Origin of the sequence: Arthrobacter sp. M2012083 (genome assembly GCF_000281065.1) — a bacterium.
Classification (GTDB): Bacteria; Actinomycetota; Actinomycetes; order Actinomycetales; family Micrococcaceae; genus Arthrobacter.
Map to the genome: position 1 here is coordinate 41,156 of NZ_AKKK01000066.1, position 25,985 is coordinate 67,140.

Here is a 25,985-nt window from a genome sequence, read left to right on the forward strand (position 1 = left end):
CTGGCTGAAACGCCCTTGGCTAGGATGCGCGGGGTGCGGTGTACATTTCCTCGATAACGGTGTCGAAGTCCTTCATGACCTGGGCCCGCTTGACCTTGAGGGATGGGGTCAGGTGACCTGAGGCTTCGGTGAAGTCCGCTGGAACGATCCTGAAGGACTTGATGGCCTCGGCCTGGGACACCGACTGGTTGGCCTTGCTGATGAGTTCCTGGACTGCTGCCTTAACTACCGGGTGGTCGGTGGCCTCGGCGACTGTGGTGCTTGCGGGGAGGCCGTGGCGATCCAGCCAGCCCGGGAGCGCTTCTTCGTCCAGGGTGACCAGGGCGCCGATGAACGGACGGTTGTCGCCCACCACAAGAACCTGGGAAACCAAGGCATCCGCGCGGATCTGGTCCTCCAGCAGGGCAGGAACTACGTTCTTTCCGCCGGCAGTAACGATGATTTCCTTCTTGCGGCCAGTGATCTTGAGGAAGCCGTTGTTGTCCAGTTCGCCGATGTCTCCGGTGCGGAACCAGCCGTCAACAAACGTTTCGTCAGTGAGGTCTTCACGCTTGTAGTAACCGCGCATGACGCAGACACCCTTGGCGAGGATTTCACCGTCATCCGCGATCTTGACCGAGTTGCCCGGCAAGGGGGCACCTACCGTGCCGATCTTGATCATGGACGGTGTGTTTACGGAGATTGGCGCCGTGGTCTCGGTCAGGCCGTAGCCCTCGAGGATCTGTAGGCCGATGCCCTGGAAGAAGTGCCCGAGCCGTTCACCCAACGGGCCGCCTCCCGAGACGGCGTGGGCAACATGGCCGCCCATCGCGGCACGGAGCTTCCCGTAGACGAGTTTGTCGAACAAGGCGTGCTTGAGCTTCAAGCCAAGTCCCAGCGAACCGGACTCACGTGCTTTGGAGTAGGCGATTGCAGTATCCACTGCGCGGTGGAAGATGGCTCCCTTGCCGCCGTCCTCTGCCTTGGTCAGCGCCGAGTTGTAGACCTTCTCGAAGACTCGGGGCACAGCCAGGATGAACGTCGGCTGGAAGCTCTGGAGGTCAGCCAACAGGTTCTTGATGTCCGGGGTGTGCGCCACCTTCACCCCGCCGGCCACGGCAAGCACGGAAATGAAACGTGCGAAGACGTGGGCCAACGGGAGGAACATGATGGTCTTGGCAGACTCGTTGATGATTTCGGGCAATGAAGCGCGGGCATTCTCGGAGAGCTCCACGAAGTTGCCGTGGGTCAGTTCGCAGCCCTTGGGCCTGCCGGTGGTGCCGGAGGTGTAGATAATCGTGGCGAGATCCTTGAGTCCGGCTGAGGAACGGCGGGACTCCAGTTCGTCATCGGGGACGCCTGCACCTGCAGTGCGTAGCGCATCGAGTCCGGCGCCCTCAAGCTGCCAGACGTTTGCCACCGATGTGATGTCCTCTGCGGCGACAGCCTGGCGGATGACGTCCTCATGGTGCGCTGCTTCGCCAAAGGCTGCCACAGCGCCTGAGTCGCCCAGGTTCCATGCCACTTGTGAAGGCGACGACGTTTCGTAGATCGGGACAGAGACGGCTCCGGCAAACCAGATGGCGAAGTCCACGAGTGACCATTCGTAGCGAGTGCGGGACATGATGCCCACACGATCGCCCACGCCGACTCCACTGGCAATGAGGCCCTTTGCCAAGGCCCTCACGTCTTGCAGGAAGTCTTTTGCACGGATGTCCTGCCACTGCCCATTGCCGTCCAACTTGGAAAACAATGCAGGGTTGGATGCCTTTTCTGCCTCTCGGATCACGAGGTCCGTGATGTTGGTTTCCGGGGCGATGTTCACGAGGGGAGGAACACTGATTTCACGCACGGTAGCTCCTTTGATATCCACGGGCCACGAGGGGCTGCTTCCACTCTAGTATGCCCGCTCGCGGAGGTGTGTTCTATTTCACCTACTGGCGAGTAACTTTACGGATGAGCCGTGTATTCAAGCAACTCGATGCCATCCATGCCCAGGCGATGCCGGTGCTGCCCCGCCCTGCGGAATAGGATGAGGGGATGCCCGCATTACGGTCCAGTTCCCTGGTCAGACCCAAGCCACCTGCCTCGGCATGGAGGGATGTGCCTTGGGCTGCCCGACGAAGCCATTTGGGCCGTCGCGGACTGGCGATCGGAATCGACATCGGCGGCACCAAGGTAGCCGCTGGTGTTGTGGACGCAGAGGGGCGGGTCCTCGCCGAGGCGCGCAGGTCCACGCCAGGCGCGGACCCCCGAGCTGTCGAGCAGACCATTGTGGAGCTGGTGGACGAGCTCAGTGCAGGACACCGGATCGCTTCAGTGGGCATCGGTGCCGCAGGATGGATGGACCTCGACGGCGGCACTGTGCTGTTCAGCCCCCATCTGGCCTGGCGTAACGAGCCGCTGAGGGAAAGCCTCCAGAAGTTGCTGAGGCGTCCAGTACTACTCACGAACGACGCCGATGCTGCCGCGTGGGCTGAGTGGCGCTTTGGCTCAGGCCAAGGTGAAAGCCGCCTGGTCTGCATCACACTGGGCACAGGCATTGGAGGTGCCATGGTCATGGATGGCCGCGTGGAACGGGGACGATACGGCGTGGCCGGGGAATTCGGTCACCAGATTATTTTCCCCGGGGGACACCGCTGCGAATGCGGTAACCGCGGCTGCTGGGAGCAGTACGCCTCCGGTAACGCGCTGGGCCGTGAAGCCCGGCAGCTGGTACGGACCAATTCCCCCGCAGGCCGTGCCCTGTTGGAGAAGGCAGGCGGGACTGCTGAGAACCTGTCAGGCGCAGCCGTGACCTCGCTGGCACTTGCGGGCGATGCCACGTCCCGCGAACTCCTCGCCGACCAAGGCGAATGGTTGGGACTGGGTTTGGCCAACCTCGCAGCAGCACTTGACCCCGGGATGTTCGTCATAGGCGGGGGACTGTGTGACGCGGGGGAGTTGCTCGCCGGACCTGCCCGTGAGTCATTCGCGAAGAATCTGACAGGGCGGGGTTTCCGTCCCATGGCGAGGATCGAGCTCGCGGCCCTCGGCCCGCGTGCCGGCATGATCGGCGCAGCAGACCTGTCACGCGTCAGCGGACGGGCGCGCAGCTAAGCTTGCCACGCCGGGACCGGCTCCGTGCCCCTAGAGGCGGGCGCCGTCGTCGTCCTCATTCTTTTCCTGCGGAAGCCGCATGATGAGGTAGAGCACAGACGCCACGAAAATGCCGACAATGCCAAGAATTGCCGTCAATGGCGCGGACCGCCAAAACATGGCCGTGAAAAGCAAAGCAATGGGTCCGCCCACGGCACCCACCCACGCCAGCATGACCAGCGGCTCAGTTCCGGCCAGGCTTGGCGGATCCTCAGGAACGAAGGTGTGGTCCTCGTCCTCGTCTTCGACTTCGAAGTCACGAGGTCCGGACGGTCGGACTCCCGCTTCGGCATCGGCATGCACTGCCGCCGGGTCAGGTAACGGTTCCGGGGCAGGGGCGGACAACCCGAGTGGATCGAAGTCCTTGAAAGTCCTTCCGGACTCCGGCTGAAGCCCGGCCTCGGAGCCCGGAGCCTCGTTGATGTCGTGCGGCGTCGCGTGCTTCGGCGATTCCCCTTCGGGGCCTGACTGTGTGGCCTCCAGCCGGGCCACCAGATCCTGCCACACGGCGTCGTCGTCCTTGTTTGCGCTTTGATCAGCGGAATTGGGATCAGGCCTGTTCATGGGCTGTGTCCTTTTCGGGGGAGAGCCCGTGCCCGGCCAGGGCCGCTACGGTCTTCTGAATAAAGTCGACTGTCCCGGAGAAAATCTCCGGAGCGTCATTATCAAGGGTGGCAACATGGTGGCTGTTGTGGAGGTAGCTGACATCCACCGGTGCCTGAACCCGGGATCTGAGGAACTCCAGGCTCGCGTTCGAGATGACGTTGTCAACGGTTGACTTGTAGACCCGAACGGGTGAGCTGATGCGCGGCAGGATGGCCGCGGTGTCCTTGTACATCTTCTTGAGCTGGTGGGCCGCCGCAACGGGCGTCCGGGCGTAGGCACCTTCGTCCTGGTCCGGTTTGAGGATGTCGTTGGCGATGGCCGGAGTTGTTTTCACCACATACTTGAGGGCAGCGACGATGACAGCCCGCGGATCGTCCAAAACGAGTCCAGGGTTCACCACCACTGTCCCTGCAATGGGACGCGTGGCTGCTATCCGCAAGGCCAGCGTTCCGCCCATGGACAAACCGGCAGAGAAAACGTAATCGCACTCGGAAGCCAGCTCAAGGTACGCATCATCCACGGCGCGGTGCCACTCCCGCCACGAGCGGGTGGCCATGTCTTGCCACGTGGTGCCATGTCCGGGCAGCAACGGCAGCCTGACGGCGTAGCCGGATGCAGCGAGGTGTTCGGCCCACGGCCTGACGCTGTGCGGACTTCCCGTGAACCCGTGGGACATGACCACACCGACGCGCGGACCGGCACCCTTCCAGCTGCTGTGGAACGGCGAAAAGTCGGGGAGCATTTTCATGATGACTCTGAGGCTACTCTGTCCCCGGCACGCTGGCGGAAAAAGCCGGCCGATTCTTCAAAAATGGTGGGTGCGTCAACATCCAGCGTGGCTACGTGTCCGCTGTGTGGAAGCGTGACCACTGTGAGGCGCGAGGAGTCGATGTACTTGCTGATGGTGGCCACTGAGCTCGGCGGGATGACGTCGTCAACCGAGGACTTGAACACCAGCGCGGGAGCCTCCACGTGCGGCAGGCCCCGGGTAGCTGCGCGGAAAAGCTTTTTGAGTTCGTGGACGGACTTAAGTGGCGTCTTGGAGTAGTCGCCTTCCTCGATCGTTATGGGCGCGGGCCTGTCCTCCACTATGGGGGTGGTAGTGGGCATGACGTACTTCAACGCGCCGACGTACCGCACCCGGCGGTCGTAGAAGCTCAGCCCCGGGTTCACCAGGACCAGTCCGGGAACTTCATGGCGGGAGGCCACCCGCAGAGCCAAGGCTCCGCCCATGGAGAGTCCAGCCACGAAACACGTCTCCGTCTTCGCCGCAAGATCCAAATAACTTTGCTCGAAGGTCCGGTACCAGTCCTGCCACCTTGTGGTGGCGAGGTCACGCCAACTGGTGCCATGCCCGGGAAGGAGGGGCACTGAGACTGCGAAGCCCTGCTTGGCGAGGTATTCGGCCCAAGGGAGGACGCTGAGGGGACTTCCGGTGAAGCCGTGGCAAATCGCCACGCCGATGGATGCGTTGGCTCCATGTCCGGCATGGTGGAAAGCGAGCGGCGCGGCGGTTTTGTTGCGTTCCGTCATGCGTCCATCGTGTCACTGTTCCTGACATTTCTCACTGGAGTAGGGTTGCAGTTGAGTGCCGGCCGGGTTGCCCGGGTGCATGCCAACCAATCGGCCGTGAGAGGACAAACGTGTTCTATTGGGTCATGAAGAGGATCTTTCTCGGTCCCATCCTCAAGCTCCTGTTCCGTCCTTGGGTGAAGGGACTGGACAACGTTCCTGAAAGCGGAGCTGCCATCCTGGCCTCCAACCACTTGTCCTTCTCGGACTCCATCTTCCTGCCCTTGATGGTTCATCGTCCGGTGATCTTCCTGGCCAAGTCCGAGTACTTCACAGGAAAAGGACTCAAAGGCCGGCTGACCGCGCTGTTCTTCAGGTTGAGCAATCAACTGCCGATGGACCGTTCCGGCGGCGCGGCGTCGGAAATGTCACTGCAGGCAGGTAAGGACGTCCTGAACTCCGGAGGCTTGCTGGGGATCTATCCGGAGGGCACGCGCAGCCCGGATGCCCGGCTCTACCGCGGCAAGGTGGGCGTGGCCAAGCTGGCACTCCAAACACGCGTTCCCGTGGTGCCCGTGGCAATGATCGGGACGGAGAAAGTCCAGCCCATCGGCAAACGACTCCCCAACATCCGCCGGATCGGCCTGATCTTCGGACAGCCTCTGGACTTTAGCCGCTACTACGGCATGGAAGACGACCGGCTGATCCAGAGGGCTGTGACAGATGAAATCATGTATGAACTGATGCGGCTTTCCGGCCAGGAATACGTGGACGAGTACGCAGCAGTGGTCAAGGCCCAGTTGGCTGGCAAAGGCCCGGAGCCTGTCCATAAGATCGAGGTTGCCGAAGACGTAACATCCGACATTGCGGAGGACAGGGATGAACCCCGAGGTGACGGAAACGGATCAGCGGAGAAACTGTGACGTAGGCGGCGGCATCGGTTACGGCTGCAGTCCCGCAACCTTGCCGTGGGCTACTACTCTTGAAGGGTGACTGAGCTAACCGCGAACACCGCACCCTCCGCAGCAGACCCTCTCGCAAGCACCTCCCAGAGCGGGGCAGCGAACTATCCCGGGCTCGACGCTTGGCGGGACCTGCCCATTTCCCAGCAGCCCACATGGTCCAACACTGAGGTCTTCAAGGCTTCCGTCAAGGAACTCTCGGTGGTGCCCCCCTTGGTGTTCGCGGGCGAAGTGGACGTCCTGAGGGAGCGCCTTGCTGCCGCTGCCCAGGGCAAAGCCTTCCTCCTGCAGGGCGGTGACTGCGCTGAAACTTTTGAGGCCGCTACCGCGGACAAGATCAGTGCCCGGGTCAAAACAATCCTCCAGATGGCCGTGGTCCTCACATACGGCGCTGCCATGCCTGTCATCAAAATGGGGCGGATGGCCGGCCAGTTCGCGAAGCCGCGCTCTTCCAATGACGAGACCCGCGACGGCGTGACGCTTCCCGCGTACCGCGGCGACATCGTCAACGGCTATGATTTCACCCCGGAATCCCGCGCCCACGACGCCGGTCGGATGCTCCAGGCGTACCACACGTCCGCGTCCACGCTGAACCTCATCCGCGCCTTTACCCAAGGCGGCTTCGCCGATCTCCGCCTGGTTCACCAGTGGAACAAGGGGTTCACCGAGAACCCGGCACACGCGCGCTACGAATCGCTGGCGCGCGACATCGATCGTGCCATCAGCTTCATGGACTCCTGCGGCGCCGACTTTGAGGCACTTAAGCGCGTCGAGTTCTTTGCCAGCCACGAAGCATTGCTGCTCGACTACGAGCGCGCATTGACCCGCATCGATTCGCGTACCGGCTTGCCTTACGACACGTCCGCGCACTTCCTGTGGATTGGCGAGCGGACCCGGGAACTGGACCACGCCCACGTTGACTTCCTGTCCCGCGTGCGAAACCCCATCGGCGTCAAGCTTGGGCCAACCACCAGCGGAGACGATGCCCTGCGCCTCATCGACAAACTGGACCCCAACCGCGAACCGGGCCGCCTCACGTTCATCACCCGCATGGGCGCCGGCAACATCCGCGAGAAGCTGCCGGCCGTCGTCGAACGCGTCACTGCTTCCGGTGCGCAGGTGCTGTGGGTGACCGATCCGATGCACGGCAACACGGTCACGTCGCCCAACGGCTACAAGACGCGCAACTTCGATGACGTTATTGACGAAGTGCGTGGATTCTTCGAAGTCCACCACGCCCTGGGCACAGTCCCGGGCGGACTGCACGTTGAAATGACCGGCGATGACGTCGCCGAGTGCTTGGGCGGTGCCGACCCGATCGACCAGGACGCGTTCCTGGACCGTTATGAGTCGGTGTGTGATCCTCGCCTGAACCACATGCAGTCCCTTGAGATGGCCTTCCTGGTGGCAGGAGCCCTCTCCAAGAGGTAGAGACTCAAAAGGCGCGGTCCGGATCTCCGGACCGCGCCTTTTCCGTGGTGTTGCTAGACGACTGTCAGGGTGACCACTGAGTCTTCCGGTATCTCGGCATTGACCGGGTTCTGGTCCCGGACGGTACCGAAGAAGCCACCCAGGATTTTGTTGACCTCAACCTTGAAACCGAGCCTTTTCAGTTCCTTTTCAGCTTCATCGGCCTGCTTGCCGATGAAGCTGGGCACCTTCACCAACTTGGGTCCCTTGGATACAGTGAGCGTCACCGCTTCGCCCCGGACCAGGGTTCCGTTCGCAGGTATCTGGGAAACAACAGCGCCCTTGGGAACCGTCTTATCATTCACCGTCTCCGGAGCGATAACTGCTTTCAGCCCGGCATCCTGAATGGCCTTGACGGCTGCGTCCTGAGTCAATCCGCGCACATCGGGAACAGGAATGGGCTGGGGTCCCTTGGAGACCACCAGCGACACTGGGGTGCCATGCCTCACCTCTGTACCTTTGGCTGGGTCCTGCGAAATCACGACGCCGGCGGGAATCTTCTCGTCGAAGGCTTGCGTGACGTTGCCGAGGGCCATTTCAGCGGAATTCAAGGCAATCTTGGCCTCGTCCAACGTGCCACCGGTCAGATCGGGCAGGGCGAACAGCTGGGCCCCCTTGGAGACGAAAAGCGTGATGGGCTGGAACTTCCGAACCTCGGTGCCGGACTCCGGTTCGGTGCCAACGGCCAGCCCTGCAAGAATGTCGTCGTCGAAAACATCCTTCGGTTCTGATTGGAAGCCGGCAGTGCGGAGGAGCTGTTGTGCCTCGGCCACGGTTTTGTTCTTGACGTCCGGGACGGTTCCGGGCGATCCGGGTCCCATGCCAAAGAACCAACCGGCCGACGCGGCAAGCGTTGCGAGGATAACGATCACGATAGTCCAGATAATGCCGCGGCGGCGGGGGTTGCCCTCGCGTAGCGGGCGACTTGGAGTGGCAGCTGCTCGTGCGCGGTCTTTGCTCTCCTGCCGTTCGAGTCTCTTCAGCTCCCGTTTGCCGGGCCGGCGAAGGTCCGGTTCGTTCCCCGGATCAACAGCTGCGGCCTGCAGCCTGCCTGAAGCACCCGCAGCCATGATGGTGGTGGGGTTGCTCTGGTGGGCGATCAATTCCGTGGGAGAGGCAGTGGAGGCGATGGCCTCTGTGGGATTCCCGCCGGGAACCCCGGGTGCATCGGAACCGCCAAAGGCAGCGGTGGCCGCGGCGGGGGTGGGGGAGCCGGGCAATCGGGAGGACGCCTGCCTGCGGTCCAGTTCCTCGTCCGTCAGCGTGGTGCGGATGTGGCGGAGCTCGGTCAGCAAAGCAGTACCGTCCACGGGCCTGTTCTCCGCATCTACCGCTGTGCACCACTGCACCAGTTCATCAAGGTCCTGGGCGAGGCCGGGAGCGGCCTCCGAAGGACGTCCCACCACAGCATTGACGTGCTGATAGGCAACCTGGATAGGAGAGTCTCCTGCGTAAGGTTGTTTGCCCGTCAACATCTCATAGAGCATGATGCCTGCCGAGTAGATGTCGCTGCGGGCATCTGCCGGCTGGCCGAGCACCAGCTCGGGAGCCAAGTACGCCACAGTGCCAATGAGGGCACCGGTACTGGTGTTGGCAGAGATCGCCCTGGCCAGTCCAAAGTCTCCCACTTTGATGCGTCCGTCGTCAGCAATGAGAACGTTCTCGGGCTTGACGTCACGGTGGATCAAGCCTGAGCGGTGGGCGGCGGCCAGGCCCTCGATGACAGGATCGATCAGCGCCAAGGCAAGGCGCGGCGGCAAGGCACCCTGTTCGTCAAGAGTGTCGCGAAGAGTATGTCCCTTGACGTACTCCATGACCAGGTAGGCGATATGGCCGTCCTCGCCTTGGTCGAGGACGCCGACGATGTGCGGGTGCGACAGGCTCGCGGCCGCTTTTGCTTCGCGGCTTAGTCTCTCCAGGAAGGTGGGATCGTTGGCGAGGTGCGGGTGCAGGACTTTGAGGGCCACGTCGCGCTCCAAGCGCTGGTCCGTGGCCAGGTAGACAGTGGACATACCGCCCCTCGCGAGGCGGGATCGGACCGTGTATCGGCCGTCTACGGTTGTCCCGATGAGGTGGTCCTGCGTTGGTTCTTGCACCATACGATCCTAAACGAGGCAGGGAAGGGGCCCGAATCCACGTGGGTTTCGGGCCCCTTCAAAGGTGCAGTTGATGGCCTAGCCAAAGGTGCGCTGGCGGGCCTTGATCGATTCGACGTAGCGCTTGGTGTCGTCGTACATGCCGTACTTACTGACCGAGTACTGACCCTGGTAGTAGCCGGCAATCGCCGTGTCCAGGTCCTTGCTGGTCGCAATAAGGGTTCGGATGATGGCGACACCTGCCGTGGCGTTGTCGTACGGGTCCAGGAGATTCAGTTTTCGACCCACGAGGTCGGACGCCCACTGGCCGGAAGAGGGAATAACCTGCATGGTGCCGATTGCATTGGCGGGTGAGACTGCCCGCTGGTCAAAGCCTGATTCCTGTTCGGCGAAGGCCAAAGCCAGGGAAGGGCTGACGCCCATGCGCCGGGCCGTGTCAGCTACGATGCTCTTCATTTCAGCCCGGCTGGGTACGGGTGAGGCGTTGAGCAAGGCCTTGTTCTCGTTGGCCGAGTTGACAACTGCCGGCGGGTAGGTGAAGCCCAGGAAAGTGCTGGGCACCAGTGGCTTGGTGTCACCGGCCGGCTGCAAGCCGGCGCCGGGGATGGTGAGCTTCTGGCCCGGATAGATGACGGTGGTGGCAGTCACGTTGTTGTTGGCGGCCATCAAAGCGGCCAGGGAAACCCCGTGTCGGGAAGCGATGGAACTGAGGGTGTCGCCCGCCTTGATGGTGTAGGAACCTGTGCCGGCCAGTGGGGCGGGCGCAGGTGCGGGTGCGGGGGCTGCTGGCGCTGAAGGGGCAGATCCACCACTGACCTTGATTTTCTGCCCGGGATAAATAATGGAGCTTCCGTTCAGACCGTTCCAGCTGAAGATGCTTGACAGCGGAACGCCGTGTTTGGCTGCGATGCCACCCAGGGTGTCTCCGGAGACCACGGTGTAGACGGTTGCGCTGCCCTGGGTGCTGGGCGCACTGGGGGCGGTCGGACCAGGCTGGGCGGGCGCTGCCGGGGCTGTGCCCTTGAGCTTGATGGTCTGTCCCGGGTAGATCAGGGTGGTGGCAGAGAGCTTGTTCAGCTGAAGAACGGCCGTCGTGTCCACGTTGAAACGGCGCGCGATGGCGCTGATCGTATCGCCGCGCACGATCGTGTAAGTGTCCGGTACTGACGGAGCCATGGGACGCAGGGCCGCAGGGAGGGTGGTGGCCACGGCCTGCGCGGGAATGACCGAGCCCACGTTGACTGCTTGCGCTTTCATGGCCGCAGCGAGGGTAGCCGGAATCTTCCGAGGCTGCGGCGCTGGTGTTGCCATGGACGGTTGGGCCAGGGCAAGCGAGGACAAAACCACGGCGGGAAGCGCAGCCGTGGTTGCCGCGATGACCGGCATGCTCATGGTTCGTTTCGGCGAGCGGGGCGTCGTCATGAAATGTGTCCTCATCTCAAACAGCGGGGGATTATTAGTGCTGTTGTCAGTGTTACCAATGTTGCTGATGTTATCAGTGATGCAAATGTGATCAGTGTGAATCTCTCACACTTAGTCGATGAGCACAACAAGTCCTGTCAAACCGGACAAATAGCCACATTTGAAATGGCCGAAATTGCGACTGCCAAGCTTTCTGCGTGCATCGGCATTGAACTCCGGCTATGCGCCGGGCGGGGCGGCGTGGCAACCTTGATCCGTGAGTAATGTAGAAAGCCTTGTTTCCGACTGGCTGCCGCTGCCGGATGTTGCCGAACTGTTGGAAGTTTCCATCACCAAAGTCCACGGACTTCTGGATGAGCGCGCGCTTGTCGCCATCCGGCGGGGAGAACGGAATATCCGCTCAATCCCTGCCCTCTTCATCCAGGACGGGCATGTTGTGGATAGCCTCAAGGGAACCATTGCGGTTCTCAGCGATGCTGGTTACAACGACGAAGAACTGATCATCTGGCTGTTCACCCCGGACGAATCATTGCGGGGGCGCCCCATTGACGCCCTGCGCGAGGGGCGAAAGACAGAGATCAGGCGCCGCGCCCAGTCCCTGGCCTGGTAACAGCTCCTCCCGGGACAGTGCCTCCTGAGCGGGAGCCGGAAAACGCGGACGACGGCGGTGATTCACCGCCGTCGTCGCTGCATGTCTTGTTTGTTCTGGCTGCCCGCGGGTCAGGCCGCCCGACTAACAGCGGCTTCGGCAAGCTGGCGTAACGCCACCAGGGGCACGTCGTCAAGGGGCAGGCGTTCCAGGGCTTCGAAGGCCCTGTTGCTTAGCTCGGCGATCAGCGACTCCGTGGCCTCCAACGCGCCGCACTCAACCATGACGCGTCGTAATTCAGCTACCTCGTCCTCGCCAAGGTCAGGTTTGCCGAGCATACGGTCAAGGAAGTCTGCCTCTCTCGGCGGCGCCTGGTTGATGGCAAAACCAACCAGAACAGTGCGTTTGCCTTCCCGGAGGTCGTCCCCAGCGGGCTTGCCGGTCGTCTCGGGATCGCCAAAGACGCCCAGGACGTCGTCCCGCATTTGGAAAGCCTCACCCAGTGGTAAGGAAAACTCCGAGTAACCGTTGAGCAAGCCGGCGGGAGCGCCAGCCAAGGCGCCGCCCAACGCCAGAGGATGTTCCGTGGAGTATTTTGCGGACTTGTACCGAATAATGGACTTTGCCCGCTCTACGGATCCGGCTCTGTCACGGACGGGGCCGGCCACTTCTTCCAGGATGTCGAGGTACTGACCTGCCATCACTTCTGCCCGCATGATGTTGAAGATTCGGCGTGCAGGAGTTCCCGCTGCTGCCCTGGGGCCGATTTCCGTAAAGGACTCTTCGCTGAAGGAAAGGCAAAGGTCGCCGGTAAGGATAGCCGCCGCATCGCCAAAACGCCCGCTGTCCAGCGCCCAGCCATTCATTTCATGGAGCTGGCTGAACCGCTTGTGCACGCTTGGGCCGCCGCGGCGGGTGTCGGATCGATCGATGATGTCGTCGTGGATCAGGGCCGCCGCTTGGAATAGCTCCAGGGCGCACCCGGCCGTGACGATGTCCGGATCGGCGGCGGCGCCGCCGGCGCCCCTCCAGCCCCAGTAACACATTAAGGCCCGGAGACGTTTTCCACCGGTGACCAGATCCGAAATCGATCCAATAAGCGGTTCTACATCGGGAGAAACCGAGGCCATAAGGTCCCGCTGCTCCGACATGAAGTCCCTCAGTTTGCCGGCAACACCACTAATGAACTGTGTCTGCTCCGAGGTGACGTTGGAAGTAGCCGTCACTTGACGGATCCGGCCGCCACGTTGGCACCGATAGTGAACGTTGAGACGCCTTCTTTTTGCCTGACCGAAACGTTCACCGTCTCGCCGTCACCACGGATGAAGTCCAAGGAGGTGACATTGCCGACAGCCGACGGGCCGGGGACAAGCTTAAATCCCTGCGCCTCCATGGACGTTTTGTAGTAGTCCACAACGCCCTCCGGCGGAGCCTTGATTGTTCCCACGAGAGCCACTGTGGCTACTGCAGCGCTCTTGTCCACACTGCTTGAACGAACAGAAGTCTTGGGCATGACCGGGATGAGCTGCTCAGGGAAACCCGGAACAAGTGCGTTAACCGTTGCCGTGGCGTCGGGAGCCGCTGCGGGGGTTTCCGTGAATGAGGTGGTTTCAGGCGAAGCCGTGGAACCGGAAGCCGATGATGACGGAGTTGGCGTCGCCGACGACGGCGAGGAAGCGCTTGAAGCGGACGGCGCTGCCGAACCGCCGGGTGACGGGGTGCATGCTGACGCCGCCAAAGCGACACTGACTGCGAGCAGGGCAAACCCTCGCGATTGAGGAGTTCCAAAGAGCTTCACAGGGTATCCTTCCTGGGGCTGAGCCGGACTGTGCCTCCAGTTTAGTCAGAGGTCGGGCATAGTATTGCCGTTGTGAGGCAGGAAGCATTCGGTGGCACTCAAAGTGCCGGCAGCAAGCCCGCCCGCAGCGCCGGAGATGCCCTGCGGGAGATGCGGCGAACCAGCATACTCCACGTGGATATGGACGCTTTCTTCGTCTCGGTGGAACTGCGCCGCCGTCCCGATCTTCGGGGCAAACCGGTCATTGTTGGGTTCCCCGCAGAACGTTCCGTGGTGCTTTCTGCTTCTTATGAAGCCCGGGCCACAGGTGTGAAGTCCGCCATGCCGATGTCCATTGCCATGAGGCGGTGTCCAGCCGCGGTGATCATCAACCCCCGGCACACGGAATACTACGAGGTTTCCGCCCAACTCATGGAGATTTTCGCCTCCATCACTGACCTGGTGGAGCCGCTTAGTGTAGACGAAGCCTTCCTGGACGTGGGAGGCGCGATTCGTCGACTTGGGTCGCCGATGGATATCGGGCACCTCATCCGCCGGAGGGTCCAGTCCGAACTTGGCATCACGGCATCCGTCGGGATCGCCAGCACCAAGTTTGTGGCCAAGATTGCCTCCACGCGGTGCAAGCCCGACGGTATCCTCCAGATCGATGCCGAGGACTCCATCCCTTATCTCCATAGCCTTCCCGTTGGCGCCTTGTGGGGTGTTGGTGGCAAAACTGCCGAAGTGCTCTCCCGTCTGGGCATCCGCACAGTCGCGGATGTCGCGGCAACGCCCCTGGCGTCGCTCAAAAAGGTCCTGGGGGCCAGCGGTGAGCACGTTCATCGCTTGTCCATGGGTATCGACCCGCGGCCCGTCACTCCGGCCAGGCTTGAAAAAAGCATCGGCGCAGAGGAGACATTCTCGGTAGATACGGCGGACGATGCTCTACTGCACAGGGAATTGCTGCGTCTCTCTCACCGTACTGCCATCCGGCTCAGGAGCGCTGGCATGCTGGCAAGGACCGTGGCATTGAAGCTGCGGTACTCGGACTTCTCCACGGTCACACGCAGCCGCACCGTGCACACCCCCGTGGACAGCGCGCAACTGATCTACCAAGTAGCCGTGCAGCTCCTTGAATCCCTGGGGACGCGATCCATGAGCGTTCGATTGGTAGGAGTTCGGGCTGAGCAATTGGAACCGGCAGGCCAGGCATCCCTGCAGTTGAGCCTTGATCGGCGGGACGATAACTGGCGGGCAGCCGAACAGGTGCTTGACCGGGTCTCGGAGCGTTTTGGGTCCAAAACGCTTCTTCCGGCACGGCTCCTGGAACCTGGAAAGCCGCCTGCGGACTCCTGAGGCCAGCACGGGCGCCCGGCAGGACTCCTCGCGTCTTTCAGAACGGCGTCGGACAAACTATCCTATTTATTACAGAGATTTAGATCGTCTGGACAAACTGTTTCCTGAACAGTCGGCCCCGGGATGCCCGCTGAACCTAGAGGGAATTTTGGGGAACGATTTTCTTGGTCCGATCGTTATGGAAACAGACGCACAGGACGCGTTATGTCCAGACGCTGGCTGACTAAAGGAGGTCGCGATGCCCCTCTCGGAGCATGAACAGAAGCTGCTTGAGCAACTTGAGAAGCAACTTCATGAGGACGATCCGAAGTTCGCCAACACCATGGGTTCGGATCCCATCCGCAGCTGGTCTACCCGGCATGTCATCATCGGTGTGCTTGGTGCCATTGCCGGTATCCTCCTCCTGCTTGTTGGCGTATCAATGCAGGCGATACCTGTGGGTGTCCTTGGTTTCATCGTCATGGGTGCTGGCGTCTACTTTGCCACGTTACGCGGCGCGGCCTTCGGCAAAGCCAACAAGGGAAAACCTGGCAAGACCAAGCCCAAGAGTTCGTTCATGAGCAGCTTGGAAGAACGTTGGGACGAACGGCGTCGCGACGACAACTGACTGTCCCGTTCGGGCTCCCAGCCGTCACCCGCGGCCACTCCTGAATCAAACACGCCCCTAATTTTCCACAGGGGATAACGAAAGACCCGCACTGCGGGTCTTTTCGCGTTTAAGGGTTGATCCCCGGCGGGGGAGTGTGGCGCTCCACTTCCCACCCTTTTCTCCACTTTCCACCCCTTTGCCCTCGTCCTGGCCTGGTATTACCCGATCCGGGGCACAAAATCCGGGACGCCGAAGCGGCCGGCTCTGCCCTGTGCATTTGGCCCTCCACTTTCTGCCACTGCCCTAAAAACCGCGTGACGTGGGGGCGGACGATTCTCAAAGTGGTGGAGAAACGCCTTCGATTGCGTTGACTGTGGTGCGTTGTGGAGTAAAGTGGAGTGCATAAGAGGGTAGTGGCAGTGTTGGGTATGTGCGGGCACCTTGATTGAGGGGCGGTGGACCAGTGTTTCTGGGTACTCACTCGCCGCGTCTCGATGAAAAGGGCCGGATCATCCTTCCCGCCAAGTTCCGTGAGGAGCTTGCCGACGGATTGGTTCTCACCAGGGGCCAGGAACGTTGCATCTACGTCTTCAGCCAGAAGGAATTCGAACGCATTCACGAGTCAATGCGGGAGGCGCCACTGTCTTCCAAACAGGCACGTGACTACATTCGGGTTTTCCTGTCTGGAGCCTCTGATGAGGTACCTGACAAGCAGGGGCGCGTGACGATTCCGCCGGCGCTCCGGACATATGCAGGGCTTGGTCGGGAACTGGCGGTCATCGGTGCCGGTACCCGGGCGGAGATCTGGGATGCCGAAGCTTGGAATGAGTACCTCAACGAGAAGGAAGCAGCCTTCTCGGAAACGGATGACGACAATCTGCCCGGGTTCATCTGATCCCGGTTGGAGGAAGCCGCAGTCCAGCTTCTTGAATGGGATCTCCAGCCGCCCATCGAACTGTCTTCCTGGCTCACCTTCCCCTGAGCCAGGCCGGCCGAACGATAGGCGCGGATGGGGATCCGATTCAAGAATCAGCATGCAAGCGATTGAGGAAAGAGGAGGCAGCGTGGAAGAGCAGGACGCGGCAAAGCCCACATCGGAGCGCCACGTGCCCGTCCTGAAAGACCGCTGCATCAACTTGCTCGCTCCCGGTTTTGAAGCCGCGAGGAAACGCGGGGAAAGACCTGTCGCCATCGATGCAACCCTTGGCATGGGGGGCCACTCCGAGGCCATGTTGCAGCGCTTCCCTGACCTCCACCTCGTTGGCATCGACCGCGACGAGGAAGCCCTGGCCTTGGCCGGAGCCCGCTTGGAACCCTTTTCTGACCGCACCGATCTCGTCCACGCGGTGTACGACGAGATTGAGGACGTCCTGCTGGACCTGGGCATACCGGAAGTTCATGGCATTCTCATGGACCTTGGAGTCTCGTCCCTGCAGTTGGATGAGCGTGAACGTGGATTCGCTTACTCGTATGACGCTCCCTTGGATATGCGGATGGATACCAGCCGCGGCCAAACGGCAGCTGATGTGGTCAACAACTACAGCGAAGACGAACTGGTGCGCATCATCAGGAAATGGGGCGAGGAGAAGTTCGCCGGACGGATAGCCAACCGGATCGTCAACGCCCGCGCGGAGAAGCCATTCGCTACTACTGGGGAACTTGTGGAGCAAATCCGCAGCGTTGTCCCCGCCGCTGCTGCCAAGAGCGGCGGTCATCCGGCCAAACGCACGTTCCAGGCTCTCAGGATCGAAGTCAACGAGGAACTCGATGTCTTGGAACGGGCCGTGCCGGCCGCGGTTGCCGCGACGGCCATGGGTGGTCGGATCGTGGTCATGTCCTATCACTCCCTAGAGGACAAGATCGTGAAGTCCGTTTTCCAATCCGGTTCCAAATCGTCGGCACCACTCGGTTTCCCGGTTGAGCTTGAAGAACACAAACCCGAATTGAAGACCATCACCAAGGGCACGGAAGTGCCTACAGCAGCAGAAATCGCTGAAAACCCCCGCGCGGCGTCTGCCCGGTTGAGGGCAGTGGAGCGTATCAAACAGAGGAGAGACGCATGAGCAACGCCGCAGCGAAGACTTTGCCCTCCACGGTCGGCAGCACTGCACGTGCGCTTCCGGTCCCAGCGGGAAAGCCTGACACTGCCCGCAAGGCGCGCACTCCTCTATCAGTGGTACGCACTGCACCGGGAAAGCGAAGGACGCCATTCGTGGTCCTGTGCTTCGTGGCGATGGCCGCTGCGCTGCTGACTGTCCTGGTGCTGAACATCTCCGTGTCCACAGCGCAGTACCAGTTGGTGCAGTTGAAAGCCGAAGCTGCCACGCTGAACAAGGAGAACCAGGACCTGACGCAGAAGAAGCAGAACTTCGAAGCTCCGCAGAACCTCGCTGCCAAGGCTGCAGAATTGGGAATGGTTGCTTCCACCGTTAAGGGCCAGATCGATCTGAACACCATGGCTGTGACCGGTAAGGCATCACCGGCGGTTAAGGGAGATAACCCGGGAGCCCTGCTTGCTGCTCCGGCTGTTGAAGGGTTGATTGATGTTGTTCCATCGGTGACTACCAAGGACCCGTTGGAAAACCGCAAATCGGATGCAACTCAGTCGGCCCCGGCCGCAACGCCCCCGACCCCAGCGGCAATCCCGGCGTCTCCGGCAGCGAAACCGCCCGTAGAGCTCCACGGGGGATCGGTACCGGCTCCCCAGCAAAAGGCACCAGGGCAGTAGACCGTCAGTCCACCGAAGCAAGGCCAGCAGCAAGGAATCAACGTGGCAAAGAACCCCGGCACATCGAAAAAAACGAAGACGCCGGCGGCAAGAAAGCGGTTGCGCGTTGGCCTCGGCATCATGCTGACCTTGCTCCTGGTGGTGGGCGGCAAGCTGTTCATGGTTCAAGGCCTGGATATGGGCGGGATGGCTGAAGCTGCCTTGGCGAGCCGCCTCACTCCTCAAGTGCTCCCTGCCGAGCGGGGGCAGATTGTGGATGCGAACGGGACGGTGCTGGCCAGCAGCGTGATCCGGTACAACATCGTGGTGGACCAGACCGTGAATACGAGCACGGAAACTTTCCACCGCTTCAATGAGAAGACCGAGAAGCTGGATGAGATCACCCGTGATCAGGGGATCTCAGACCTGGCCGGGCTTCTGGGAGCGGATGAGAGTACTATCCGTGAATCCTTGACCGGAGATAAGCAGTACTTCATGGTGGCAAAGGACGTCAAGCCGGAATTGGAAGACCGGATTTCCAAGCTTTATATCCCGGGCCTTAGTGCGGAAGGCGTCAGCAAGCGCGTTTATCCCAACGGCAGCGTTGCCGGAGGCGTGGTTGGTTTCCTGAAGGATGGCACCAACGGGCAAGCGGGCATCGAACAAACCCAGGACGAGATTCTTCGCGGCGTCGAAGGTAAACGTGTCTTTGAGATCGGTGCTGATGGACTCAGGATTCCGGTGGCAACAGATGAACTCACCCCGGCTGTTGATGGAAGCGACGTTAAGCTGACCCTCAACACGGACATCCAGTATTTTGCGCAGCAGGCAATCCAAAGCCAAGTCAACAAGATGAATGCCGAGTGGGGTTCCATCATCGTGATCGACACCAAGACAGGCAATCTCATTGCCTTGGCAGATACCAATTCGCCGGACCCCAATGACCCCGGGAAGGTTGATGCCAAGGACCGCGGTGTCAGGTCCGTGACGGCCGCCTACGAGCCCGGTTCCGTGCAGAAGATGATCACTGCCGCAGCCGTGATCGAGGAGGGGAAGTCATTTCCCTTGGACCACTTCACTACCCCCGCGGCCTACACCATCGATGGGCAGACGTTCACCGATGCATTCGAGCACGGCACTGAAGAGCGTACCCTCGCCGGTATCCTCGGCTGGTCCATGAACACCGGAACGGTGATGGCGGGCAGCCGGCTCACCAAGGAGCAACGGTACGACTGGCTGAAGAAATTCGGCATCGGCGAGCAAACGGACATCGGCCTGCCCGCGGAAGCCACAGGCATCCTGGCCAAGCCCGAGCAGTGGGACGACCGCCAGCAGTACACCGTGCTGTTCGGGCAAGGCGTCTCGCAATCAACACTCCAGACTGTGCGCGCCTTCCAAAGCATTGCCAACGATGGCGTGATGCTCCAGCCCAGGCTGATTGACAGCTACATCACTCCGGAGGGCGAGGAGCAAAAGGTTCCGGCCAAGGACTCCCGCCAAGTGGTATCCAAGGAAACAGCCCAGCAGGTCCGGGACATCCTGGAAAGTGCCGTGACTGAGGGCCAGATCAAGGACGCAGCCATTGACGGCTACCGCGTCGGCGCCAAGACGGGAACGTCCCAAGCCCCCCGCGAGGACGGGTTGCCGGGATTCGACGGCTTTACAGCCTCGATGGTGGGCATGGCACCGATGGATGACCCCAGGTTCATCGTGGAAGTGGTGCTTCAGCGCCCCAAGGGAAACATCTATGGAGTCACGAACGGCCCCGTTTTCCGTTCAGTGATGTCGCAGGTCCTCCGGACCTACAACGTGGCTCCGTCCACCGGAACGCCCGCGCGGTTGCCCCAGTTCGTCAAGTAAGCTTTTTGGGCGTCTGTTCGGCCAAAAATCGATCCACCACTAACGGCCCGGGCGCCGCTGGCCCCAGGCCGGTCGTTCCACGAGTACCAACGGAGAACCACGTGTCAGAGCACAACGAGGCAGCTATCAGCGCCACTACGCCGGATGCCGGCCAGTCCGGCTTTCGTCCCGCATCCGTGGCGGCAGTGCCGTTGGCAGTCATCGCGGACGCACTGGGTGTCGCCGCTCCGGATGCCACCCAGGACAGGGGAGTGACAGGCATTACCCTCAACTCCAGGGCCGTCGAAGCAGGCGACCTCTATATGGCCTTGCCCGGAGCCTCCCGCCACGGTGCCGACTTCGTTCCGCAGGCAGTCGAGGCTGGCGCGGTTGCGGTGGTGACGGACGACGCCGGAGCGCGCCAGCTTGCGCTTGCGGGTGAGCAGCCCGTGCCGGTACTTGTCGTCCAGGAGCCGCGAACCGCCGTCGGGCGCTTGGCAGCATTGATCTATCGTAGCCAGCCTGCGGATGCCGGCTTCCCGACGCTGTTCGGCGTCACCGGAACCAATGGGAAGACCACCACCACCTACTTCATCAACTCGTTGTTGCGCGCCCTGGGTAAGAAGCCCGGACTCATCGGAACCATTGAAATCGTCGCAGGCGGGGAGCCGATCCCCAGCCTCCTGACGACACCGGAATCCACCGATGTCCACGCACTGTTGGCCCTGATGCGCGAACGGGGCCTGGACGCGGCATCCATGGAGGTCTCGTCCCATGCCATCTCATTCCACCGCGTGGACGGGGTGATGTTCGACGTCGCAGGTTTCACCAATCTCACCCAGGACCACCTGGACCTGCATGGCAGCATGGACGAGTATTTCCGAACCAAGGCTGAACTTTTCACCTCAGGTAGGGCCAGGCACGCTGTAGTCACGGTGGACGACGACTGGGGACGCAAGCTGGCGGATACCACCGACATCCCGGTCACCACCCTCGCAACCAAGCCCATCGATGGCGGCAGCGTAAACGCCGACTGGAACGTTGCATCCATCACCGCGCGTGGCCTGGGCTCGGAATTCGAACTCAGGCACGTTGACGGAAGAAGCCTGCGCGTCCACACCGGACTGCCGGGAGATTTCAACGTGGCAAATGCAGCCCTGGCCATGGTCATGGTCCTGGCATCCGGCGTGGACGAAGAAACCCTCCAGGCTGCCTTGGATGCGCACGATCCGTTCACTGTCGCAGTGCCCGGACGCATGCAGCTTGTCTCTGCGGAGCCGGCCTCCGTTGTTGATTTTGCCCACAATCCGGACGCTTTGTCCCGTGCCCTGCAAGCCGTCCGTTCACCCCTCGAGGGATCCCGCGTGATCGTGGTCTTCGGGGCAACGGGTCAACGCGACCAGGGTAAGCGGCCCACAATGGGGGCCATCGCCGCCCGGCTCGCCGACATCGTGATCATCAGCGATGACGATCCCCACGACGAGGACGCAGCAGCGATCCGGGCCGAGGTCCTGCAGGGCGCGCACGCAGCCCGGAACTCCGAAAACCTGAACAGCGAAATCATCGAGTCCTACCCGAGGGATGCAGCCATCAAACTGGCGGTTGACATGGCAACCAGCAAGGACACTATCCTCATCGCCGGGCGCGGCCACGAGGTGTGGCAAGAGGTCAAGGGAGTGAACCTCGCCCTGGACGACAGGGTCGAATTGCGGGCCGCCTTGACATCCAAGGGATTCAGCGTTTCAGCGGACCAGCGGATAGAGTCCTAAACCGAGATGATTGCACTTACTGCGGCGGAGATCGCCGACCTCACCCATGGCCGATTGACCGGAGCTCCGGACGTCGTGCCCACTTCCGTCGTCACTGATTCACGGGAAGCGACGCCCGGATCGCTGTACGTGGCCAAGCCCGGCGAGCATGCCGATGGTCACGATTTCGTCGACGCCGCTTTTGAACGCGGCGCCGTGATGGTTCTCGGTGAACGCGAAGTGACCGATGCTGACGGCCGCCCCTATCCCGGCGTCGTGGTTGACGATGCTGTCCTGGCCATGGGCGCGTTGGCCGCGGAGGCCGTCCGCCGCATCCGTGCTGAGCGTCAGAGCCGCGGCGAGGACTTTACGGTCATTGGCATCACAGGATCAGCGGGCAAAACCACCACCAAGGACCTCCTTGCCGGTGTGCTGTCCACCGCCGGAGCCACTGTGGCTCCCCAAGGCTCCTACAACGGCGAGGTGGGCGTCCCGTTGACGGTATTTGCCGCTGACGCCAGCACCCGCTTCCTGGTGATCGAGATGGGCGCCACGGGCCTGGGCCACATTAAATACCTGGCAGAGATGGTCAAGCCGGACATCGGCGTGGTCCTGGTTGTCGGCACCGCTCACGCCGGCGAGTTCGGCGGTGTGGAGAACATCGCCAAGACCAAGGGCGAACTCGTGGAAGCCCTTGGCGAGCACGGTACAGCCGTGATCAACCTCGACGATGGCCGGGTTGCTGCCATGCGCGCCCGGACCAAAGCCAAGGTTCTGGGCTTCACGGCTTCGCCCGCTACCACCGAAGAGGTGGAAGCCCGCAACGTTGTAGTCAACGACCACGGCTACCCTGAGTTTGATCTGGTGCTTCCCGACGGCGGCCCTTCCGTTGAGGTACGAAGCCGCCTGATCGGTGGCCACCACGTCACCAATCTGTTGGCAGCAGCCGCTGCCGCGTTCGCCGCCGGCATGCCGGCCGCCGATATCGCCTCCTCGCTTAGCTCCCAGTCGGCGGCCAGCCGCTGGCGGATGGAGCGTACTGAACGTGAAGACGGCGTCACCATCATCAACGACGCTTACAACGCCAACCCGGAGTCGATGCGGGCAGCCTTGCGCACGCTGGCTGACCTCGGACAAGGCAGAAGGACGTGGGCGGTCCTCGGTGCGATGCTCGAGCTGGGGGAGGACTCCATCCGCGAGCACACCGCCGTAGGTACCCAGGTGGTGCGGCTGAACATCTCCAGGCTGCTGGTAGTGGGACGCGAAGCCCGTGCCCTCTACATCTCCGCTATCCAGGAAGGTTCCTGGGGCGACGAGTGTTCGTTTACGGAGACTGTGGAAGAAGCCTATGAGCTGCTTCACAACGAGCTGAAACCCGGAGACCTGGTGCTCTTCAAGTCCTCCAACGGCGTGGGACTACGGCATTTGGGTGATCGGATAGCATTACCTCCACGGGCCGAGCCCACCGGAGACAACGCGGCCGAAGCTGCCGCAAGCGAAGGGAACGAGCTGCTGTGATTGCACTTTTGATCGGCGCCGGCGTCGCCCTTCTGGTGGCCCTGATAGGGACGCCCCTTTTCATCAGGTTCCTGGTGGCCAAGAGTTACGGACAATTCATCCGCGACGACGGTCCCACTTCCCACCACACCAAGCGCGGCACCCCCACCATGGGCGGAACCGTGGTGGTGGCCGCGGTACTCATCAGCTACTTCGTGACACACCTGATCATGTGGATGATGAACCCGGACTCCGCCGGGCCATCGGCATCCGGGCTGCTTCTGCTGTTCCTCATGGTGGGCATGGGCTTCGTAGGCTTCCTCGATGATTTCATCAAGATCTCCAACAAGCGCAGCCTAGGCCTCAATGCACGCGCCAAGCTGATCCTCCAGGCGGCCGTTGGCATCATCTTCGCGGTCCTGGTTCTCCAGTTCCCCAACGAGGACGGCCTGCGTCCTGCATCCACCCAGATTTCCCTGGTCCGGGATATCCCTTGGCTGGACCTCGCTTTCGGCGGCACCGTGGTGGGAGCCATCCTTTTCGTGCTCTGGTCCAATTTGATCATTACCGCGGCTACCAACGGCGTGAACTTGACTGATGGCCTGGACGGATTGGCTGCCGGAGCATCCATCATGGTCTTCGGCGCCTACACCATTATGGGAATCTGGCAGAACAACCAGGCATGCGGATCACCACGGGAAGCCGGCAGCGGTTGCTACCAGGTACGCGACCCCATGGACCTTGCCCTGCTGGCGGCTATCCTCAGTGCTGCCTTGGTGGGATTCCTGTGGTGGAATACATCACCGGCCAAGATCTTCATGGGTGACACAGGATCCCTGGCCATAGGTGGTGCCGTTGCGGCCTTTGCCATCCTGTCCCGCACCGAACTCCTGCTTGCCTTCATCGGTGGCCTCTTCGTCCTGATCACGCTCTCTGTCATCATCCAAGTGGGCTTCTTCAAGCTCAGTGGTGGAAAGCGCGTCTTCAAGATGGCACCGCTACAGCACCACTTTGAACTGAAGGGCTGGGATGAAGTTACCGTTGTGGTCCGGTTCTGGATCCTCGCAGGGCTCTTCGTGGCTGCCGGCCTTGGAATTTTCTATGCTGAATGGGTGGTGCTGCTGTGAACGAAAACCCGGATACGACGCCGTCGAACGCCGACAGGCTCAACGAGCTCACCAGCTGGGATGCTGACTGGGCCGGTCTGCGCGTCGTGGTGACGGGTATTGGCGTCTCCGGCTTCTCAGCTGCAGACACCCTGATCGAACTTGGCGCAAAGGTAGTGGTGGTTGACGCCGCCACCACTGCAAAGGCCAAAGCCCAAGCCGACACCCTGAAAATTGTGGGGGCGGTGGATGTGCTGTTGGGGGAGGAAGCCGTTAAGGCACTCCCGTTGATCGACGGAACGTTGCCCGAGCTTGTGGTGACCTCTCCAGGTTGGCGCCCTGACCAAGCCATGCTTGCCGCGGCGAAGCGAAAGCACATCGCTGTCTGGGGCGACGTGGAGCTCGCGTGGCGTCTTAGGGAGCGGGCAGGACGCAAGACGGCGGACTGGCTGACGATTACCGGCACCAACGGCAAGACCACCACGGTGGGCATGGCTGAATCCATGCTGCAGGCAGCCGGACTTAAGGCGATTGCAGTGGGAAACGTCGGCACTCCCATTCTTGACGCGCTCCGGGATCCCGTGGACTATGACGCTTTCGCTGTTGAGCTCTCCAGCTTCCAGCTGCACTGGAGCCACTCGTTGTCTCCAGTGGCAAGTGTTTGCCTGAATGTTGCCGAGGACCACGTCGATTGGCACGGCTCCTATGCCTCGTACCTCGCGGACAAAGCCAAGGTGTACGAGAACACTCAGAGGGCCGCGATCTATAACGCGGAACAAATCGAGACTGAGCGAATGGTGGAAAACGCCGACGTCGTTGAAGGGTGCCGGGCCATCGGCTTCACCACGAATACACCGGCTGTGAGCATGCTGGGTGTGGTGGACGGCCTCTTAGTCGACCGGGCCTTCATAGCTGAGCGCAAGGATTCCGCGGCGGAACTTGCTGCGATGTCCGATCTTGGACCGGTGGCACCACGGCACATGGTGGCCAACGCCCTCGCAGCCGCGGCCCTCGTCCGCGCCTACGGGATTGATCCGGCCTCGGTGAAACAGGGTCTGGTCAACTATCTTCCAGGCGCCCACCGCATCCAGTTGGTGGCCAGCCACAACGACGTCCTGTGGATCAACGACTCCAAGGCAACCAATCCGCACGCGGCATCCGCAGCCCTCTCGGCTTTCCAACAGGTTGTCTGGATCGCCGGGGGCCTGTCCAAGGGCGTCAACTACGACGACCTCGTCAAAGAGCACGCACCTCGCCTGAAGGCCGTGGTGCTCATTGGCACCGACACAGAGGCGTTGGAGGCAGCCCTCCAACGACACGCACCGGATGTCCCCGTGATCGCGCCCCCCAAGGGCGACACTGAAGGAGTGCAGACCGCAGCCGGAGACGCCGCTCCGCCAATCTACGGTGAGACCATCATGGCCCAGGCCGTAGCATCGGCCGCCGGAGTGGCAACGCCGGGCGATACCGTCCTGATGGCGCCGGCGGCTGCATCCATGGATCAGTTCTCTTCCTACGCTCACCGTGGCGACGCTTTCGTCCTGGCAGTTCGCGAGCTTGTGGAAGGGCAGGCACCGACCACCGAGGAGTAA

The 25,985-nt window shown here is 61.7% G+C and carries 22 protein-coding genes; 14 read left to right on the forward strand and 8 right to left on the reverse strand.

Going from position 1 to position 25,985, the window contains the following annotated elements; genetic code table 11:
* Window positions 1-19: 19 nt before the first annotated feature.
* On the reverse strand, window positions 20-1,831 hold the full coding sequence (locus A477_RS0121015; protein ID WP_026005818.1) for an AMP-dependent synthetase/ligase: 1,812 nt from the start codon (window positions 1,829-1,831) through the stop codon (window positions 20-22).
* 188 nt (window positions 1,832-2,019) lie between these two features.
* Between A477_RS0121015 and A477_RS0121020 the strand changes: the two genes are divergently transcribed.
* Complete coding sequence (locus A477_RS0121020; RefSeq protein ID WP_017200822.1) at window positions 2,020-3,078, forward strand: ROK family protein; 1,059 nt, start codon at window positions 2,020-2,022, stop codon at window positions 3,076-3,078.
* Window positions 3,079-3,108: 30 nt separating this feature from the next.
* On the opposite strand, the gene A477_RS0121025 is transcribed toward A477_RS0121020, so the two are convergent.
* Genes A477_RS0121025 through A477_RS0121035 form a run of 3 tightly spaced genes read right to left on the reverse strand, consistent with a single transcriptional unit; the run spans window position 3,109 to window position 5,256 of the window.
* A complete protein-coding gene (locus A477_RS0121025; protein ID WP_017200823.1) occupies window positions 3,109-3,681 on the reverse strand; it encodes a hypothetical protein in 573 nt (190 codons plus the stop codon).
* Window positions 3,668-4,471, reverse strand: a complete 804-nt coding sequence (locus A477_RS0121030; protein WP_017200824.1) for an alpha/beta hydrolase — start codon at window positions 4,469-4,471, stop codon at window positions 3,668-3,670. Before A477_RS0121030 ends, A477_RS0121025 begins: the two co-directional genes overlap by 14 nt.
* Window positions 4,468-5,256 carry an alpha/beta hydrolase gene (locus A477_RS0121035; protein ID WP_017200825.1) on the reverse strand — a complete coding sequence of 263 codons (789 nt, stop codon included), beginning with the start codon at window positions 5,254-5,256 and terminating at the stop codon, window positions 4,468-4,470. Before A477_RS0121035 ends, A477_RS0121030 begins: the two co-directional genes overlap by 4 nt.
* 110 nt (window positions 5,257-5,366) lie before the next feature.
* On the opposite strand from A477_RS0121035, the gene A477_RS0121040 reads away from it, so the two are divergent.
* Window positions 5,367-6,158 (forward strand): lysophospholipid acyltransferase family protein, encoded by a 792-nt coding sequence (locus tag A477_RS0121040; protein ID WP_017200826.1) that lies wholly within the window; start codon window positions 5,367-5,369, stop codon window positions 6,156-6,158.
* A gap of 66 nt (window positions 6,159-6,224) precedes the next feature.
* A complete protein-coding gene (locus tag A477_RS0121045; protein WP_017200827.1) occupies window positions 6,225-7,628 on the forward strand; it encodes a class II 3-deoxy-7-phosphoheptulonate synthase in 1,404 nt (467 codons plus the stop codon).
* A gap of 53 nt (window positions 7,629-7,681) precedes the next feature.
* Here A477_RS0121045 and pknB read toward each other — a convergent pair whose 3' ends face one another.
* Window positions 7,682-9,766, reverse strand: coding sequence for a Stk1 family PASTA domain-containing Ser/Thr kinase (gene pknB / locus A477_RS0121050; protein ID WP_017200828.1), 2,085 nt, complete (start codon window positions 9,764-9,766; stop codon window positions 7,682-7,684).
* 75 nt (window positions 9,767-9,841) lie between these two features.
* Window positions 9,842-11,185 carry a LysM peptidoglycan-binding domain-containing protein gene (locus A477_RS0121055; RefSeq protein WP_017200829.1) on the reverse strand — a complete coding sequence of 448 codons (1,344 nt, stop codon included), beginning with the start codon at window positions 11,183-11,185 and terminating at the stop codon, window positions 9,842-9,844.
* 256 nt (window positions 11,186-11,441) lie between these two features.
* Between A477_RS0121055 and A477_RS0121060 the strand changes: the two genes are divergently transcribed.
* Entirely contained in the window at window positions 11,442-11,795 is a 354-nt protein-coding gene (locus A477_RS0121060; RefSeq protein WP_017200830.1) for an Rv2175c family DNA-binding protein, read from the forward strand.
* A 110-nt stretch (window positions 11,796-11,905) separates the two neighbouring features.
* Here the strand turns inward: A477_RS0121060 and A477_RS0121065 are convergent, their stop codons facing one another.
* Together A477_RS0121065 and A477_RS0121070 are read right to left on the reverse strand one after the other, a co-directional pair.
* Window positions 11,906-13,000, reverse strand: a complete 1,095-nt coding sequence (locus A477_RS0121065; protein ID WP_017200831.1) for a polyprenyl synthetase family protein — start codon at window positions 12,998-13,000, stop codon at window positions 11,906-11,908.
* The gene (locus tag A477_RS0121070; RefSeq protein WP_026005819.1) at window positions 12,997-13,572 is read right to left on the reverse strand and encodes a hypothetical protein; all 576 of its coding nucleotides are present in this window, start codon (window positions 13,570-13,572) and stop codon (window positions 12,997-12,999) included. The genes A477_RS0121065 and A477_RS0121070 overlap by 4 nt, the downstream gene beginning before the upstream one ends.
* 72 nt (window positions 13,573-13,644) lie before the next feature.
* Here A477_RS0121070 and dinB point away from each other — a divergent pair, with 72 nt between their 5' ends.
* The 10 genes from dinB to murD all read left to right on the forward strand — a co-directional run bounded on the left by dinB (window position 13,645) and on the right by murD (window position 25,985).
* Window positions 13,645-14,907, forward strand: coding sequence for a DNA polymerase IV (gene dinB / locus A477_RS0121075; protein ID WP_017200834.1), 1,263 nt, complete (start codon window positions 13,645-13,647; stop codon window positions 14,905-14,907).
* Window positions 14,908-15,145: 238 nt separating this feature from the next.
* On the forward strand, window positions 15,146-15,514 hold the full coding sequence (locus A477_RS0121080; RefSeq protein WP_017200835.1) for an SCO2097 family morphological protein: 369 nt from the start codon (window positions 15,146-15,148) through the stop codon (window positions 15,512-15,514).
* A gap of 445 nt (window positions 15,515-15,959) precedes the next feature.
* The gene (mraZ, locus tag A477_RS0121085) at window positions 15,960-16,391 is read left to right on the forward strand and encodes a division/cell wall cluster transcriptional repressor MraZ (RefSeq protein ID WP_017200836.1); all 432 of its coding nucleotides are present in this window, start codon (window positions 15,960-15,962) and stop codon (window positions 16,389-16,391) included.
* Between the two features lie 139 nt (window positions 16,392-16,530).
* Complete coding sequence (gene rsmH / locus A477_RS0121090) at window positions 16,531-17,559, forward strand: 16S rRNA (cytosine(1402)-N(4))-methyltransferase RsmH (RefSeq protein WP_192812033.1); 1,029 nt, start codon at window positions 16,531-16,533, stop codon at window positions 17,557-17,559.
* Entirely contained in the window at window positions 17,556-18,224 is a 669-nt protein-coding gene (ftsL, locus tag A477_RS0121095) for a cell division protein FtsL (RefSeq protein WP_017200838.1), read from the forward strand. The genes rsmH and ftsL overlap by 4 nt, the downstream gene beginning before the upstream one ends.
* A gap of 42 nt (window positions 18,225-18,266) precedes the next feature.
* Window positions 18,267-20,063: a peptidoglycan D,D-transpeptidase FtsI family protein gene (locus A477_RS0121100; protein ID WP_017200839.1), complete on the forward strand. Its 1,797-nt coding sequence runs from the start codon at window positions 18,267-18,269 to the stop codon at window positions 20,061-20,063.
* A 101-nt stretch (window positions 20,064-20,164) separates the two neighbouring features.
* Window positions 20,165-21,811 (forward strand): UDP-N-acetylmuramoyl-L-alanyl-D-glutamate--2,6-diaminopimelate ligase, encoded by a 1,647-nt coding sequence (locus tag A477_RS0121105; RefSeq protein WP_017200840.1) that lies wholly within the window; start codon window positions 20,165-20,167, stop codon window positions 21,809-21,811.
* Between the two features lie 6 nt (window positions 21,812-21,817).
* Window positions 21,818-23,308 carry a UDP-N-acetylmuramoyl-tripeptide--D-alanyl-D-alanine ligase gene (locus A477_RS0121110; protein ID WP_017200841.1) on the forward strand — a complete coding sequence of 497 codons (1,491 nt, stop codon included), beginning with the start codon at window positions 21,818-21,820 and terminating at the stop codon, window positions 23,306-23,308.
* Window positions 23,305-24,414: a phospho-N-acetylmuramoyl-pentapeptide-transferase gene (gene mraY / locus A477_RS0121115; RefSeq protein WP_011774413.1), complete on the forward strand. Its 1,110-nt coding sequence runs from the start codon at window positions 23,305-23,307 to the stop codon at window positions 24,412-24,414. The genes A477_RS0121110 and mraY overlap by 4 nt, the downstream gene beginning before the upstream one ends.
* The gene (murD, locus tag A477_RS0121120) at window positions 24,396-25,985 is read left to right on the forward strand and encodes a UDP-N-acetylmuramoyl-L-alanine--D-glutamate ligase (RefSeq protein WP_017200842.1); all 1,590 of its coding nucleotides are present in this window, start codon (window positions 24,396-24,398) and stop codon (window positions 25,983-25,985) included. The genes mraY and murD overlap by 19 nt, the downstream gene beginning before the upstream one ends.

Excerpts from the sequence above, each read along its gene's own strand:
- A477_RS0121030 (WP_017200824.1), bottom strand. The coding sequence starts at position 4,471 with ATGAAAATGCTCCCCGACTTTTCGCCGTTCCACAGCAGCTGGAAGGGT.
- murD (WP_017200842.1), top strand. The coding sequence starts at position 24,396 with ATGGGTGGTGCTGCTGTGAACGAAAACCCGGATACGACGCCGTCGAAC.
- A477_RS0121110 (WP_017200841.1), top strand. The coding sequence starts at position 21,818 with ATGATTGCACTTACTGCGGCGGAGATCGCCGACCTCACCCATGGCCGA.
- A477_RS0121020 (WP_017200822.1), top strand. The coding sequence starts at position 2,020 with ATGCCCGCATTACGGTCCAGTTCCCTGGTCAGACCCAAGCCACCTGCC.
- A477_RS0121080 (WP_017200835.1), top strand. The coding sequence starts at position 15,146 with ATGCCCCTCTCGGAGCATGAACAGAAGCTGCTTGAGCAACTTGAGAAG.
- A477_RS0121055 (WP_017200829.1), bottom strand. The coding sequence starts at position 11,185 with ATGACGACGCCCCGCTCGCCGAAACGAACCATGAGCATGCCGGTCATC.
- ftsL (WP_017200838.1), top strand. The coding sequence starts at position 17,556 with ATGAGCAACGCCGCAGCGAAGACTTTGCCCTCCACGGTCGGCAGCACT.
- A477_RS0121025 (WP_017200823.1), bottom strand. The coding sequence starts at position 3,681 with ATGAACAGGCCTGATCCCAATTCCGCTGATCAAAGCGCAAACAAGGAC.
- pknB (WP_017200828.1), bottom strand. The coding sequence starts at position 9,766 with ATGGTGCAAGAACCAACGCAGGACCACCTCATCGGGACAACCGTAGAC.
- A477_RS0121035 (WP_017200825.1), bottom strand. The coding sequence starts at position 5,256 with ATGACGGAACGCAACAAAACCGCCGCGCCGCTCGCTTTCCACCATGCC.
- rsmH (WP_192812033.1), top strand. The coding sequence starts at position 16,531 with ATGCAAGCGATTGAGGAAAGAGGAGGCAGCGTGGAAGAGCAGGACGCG.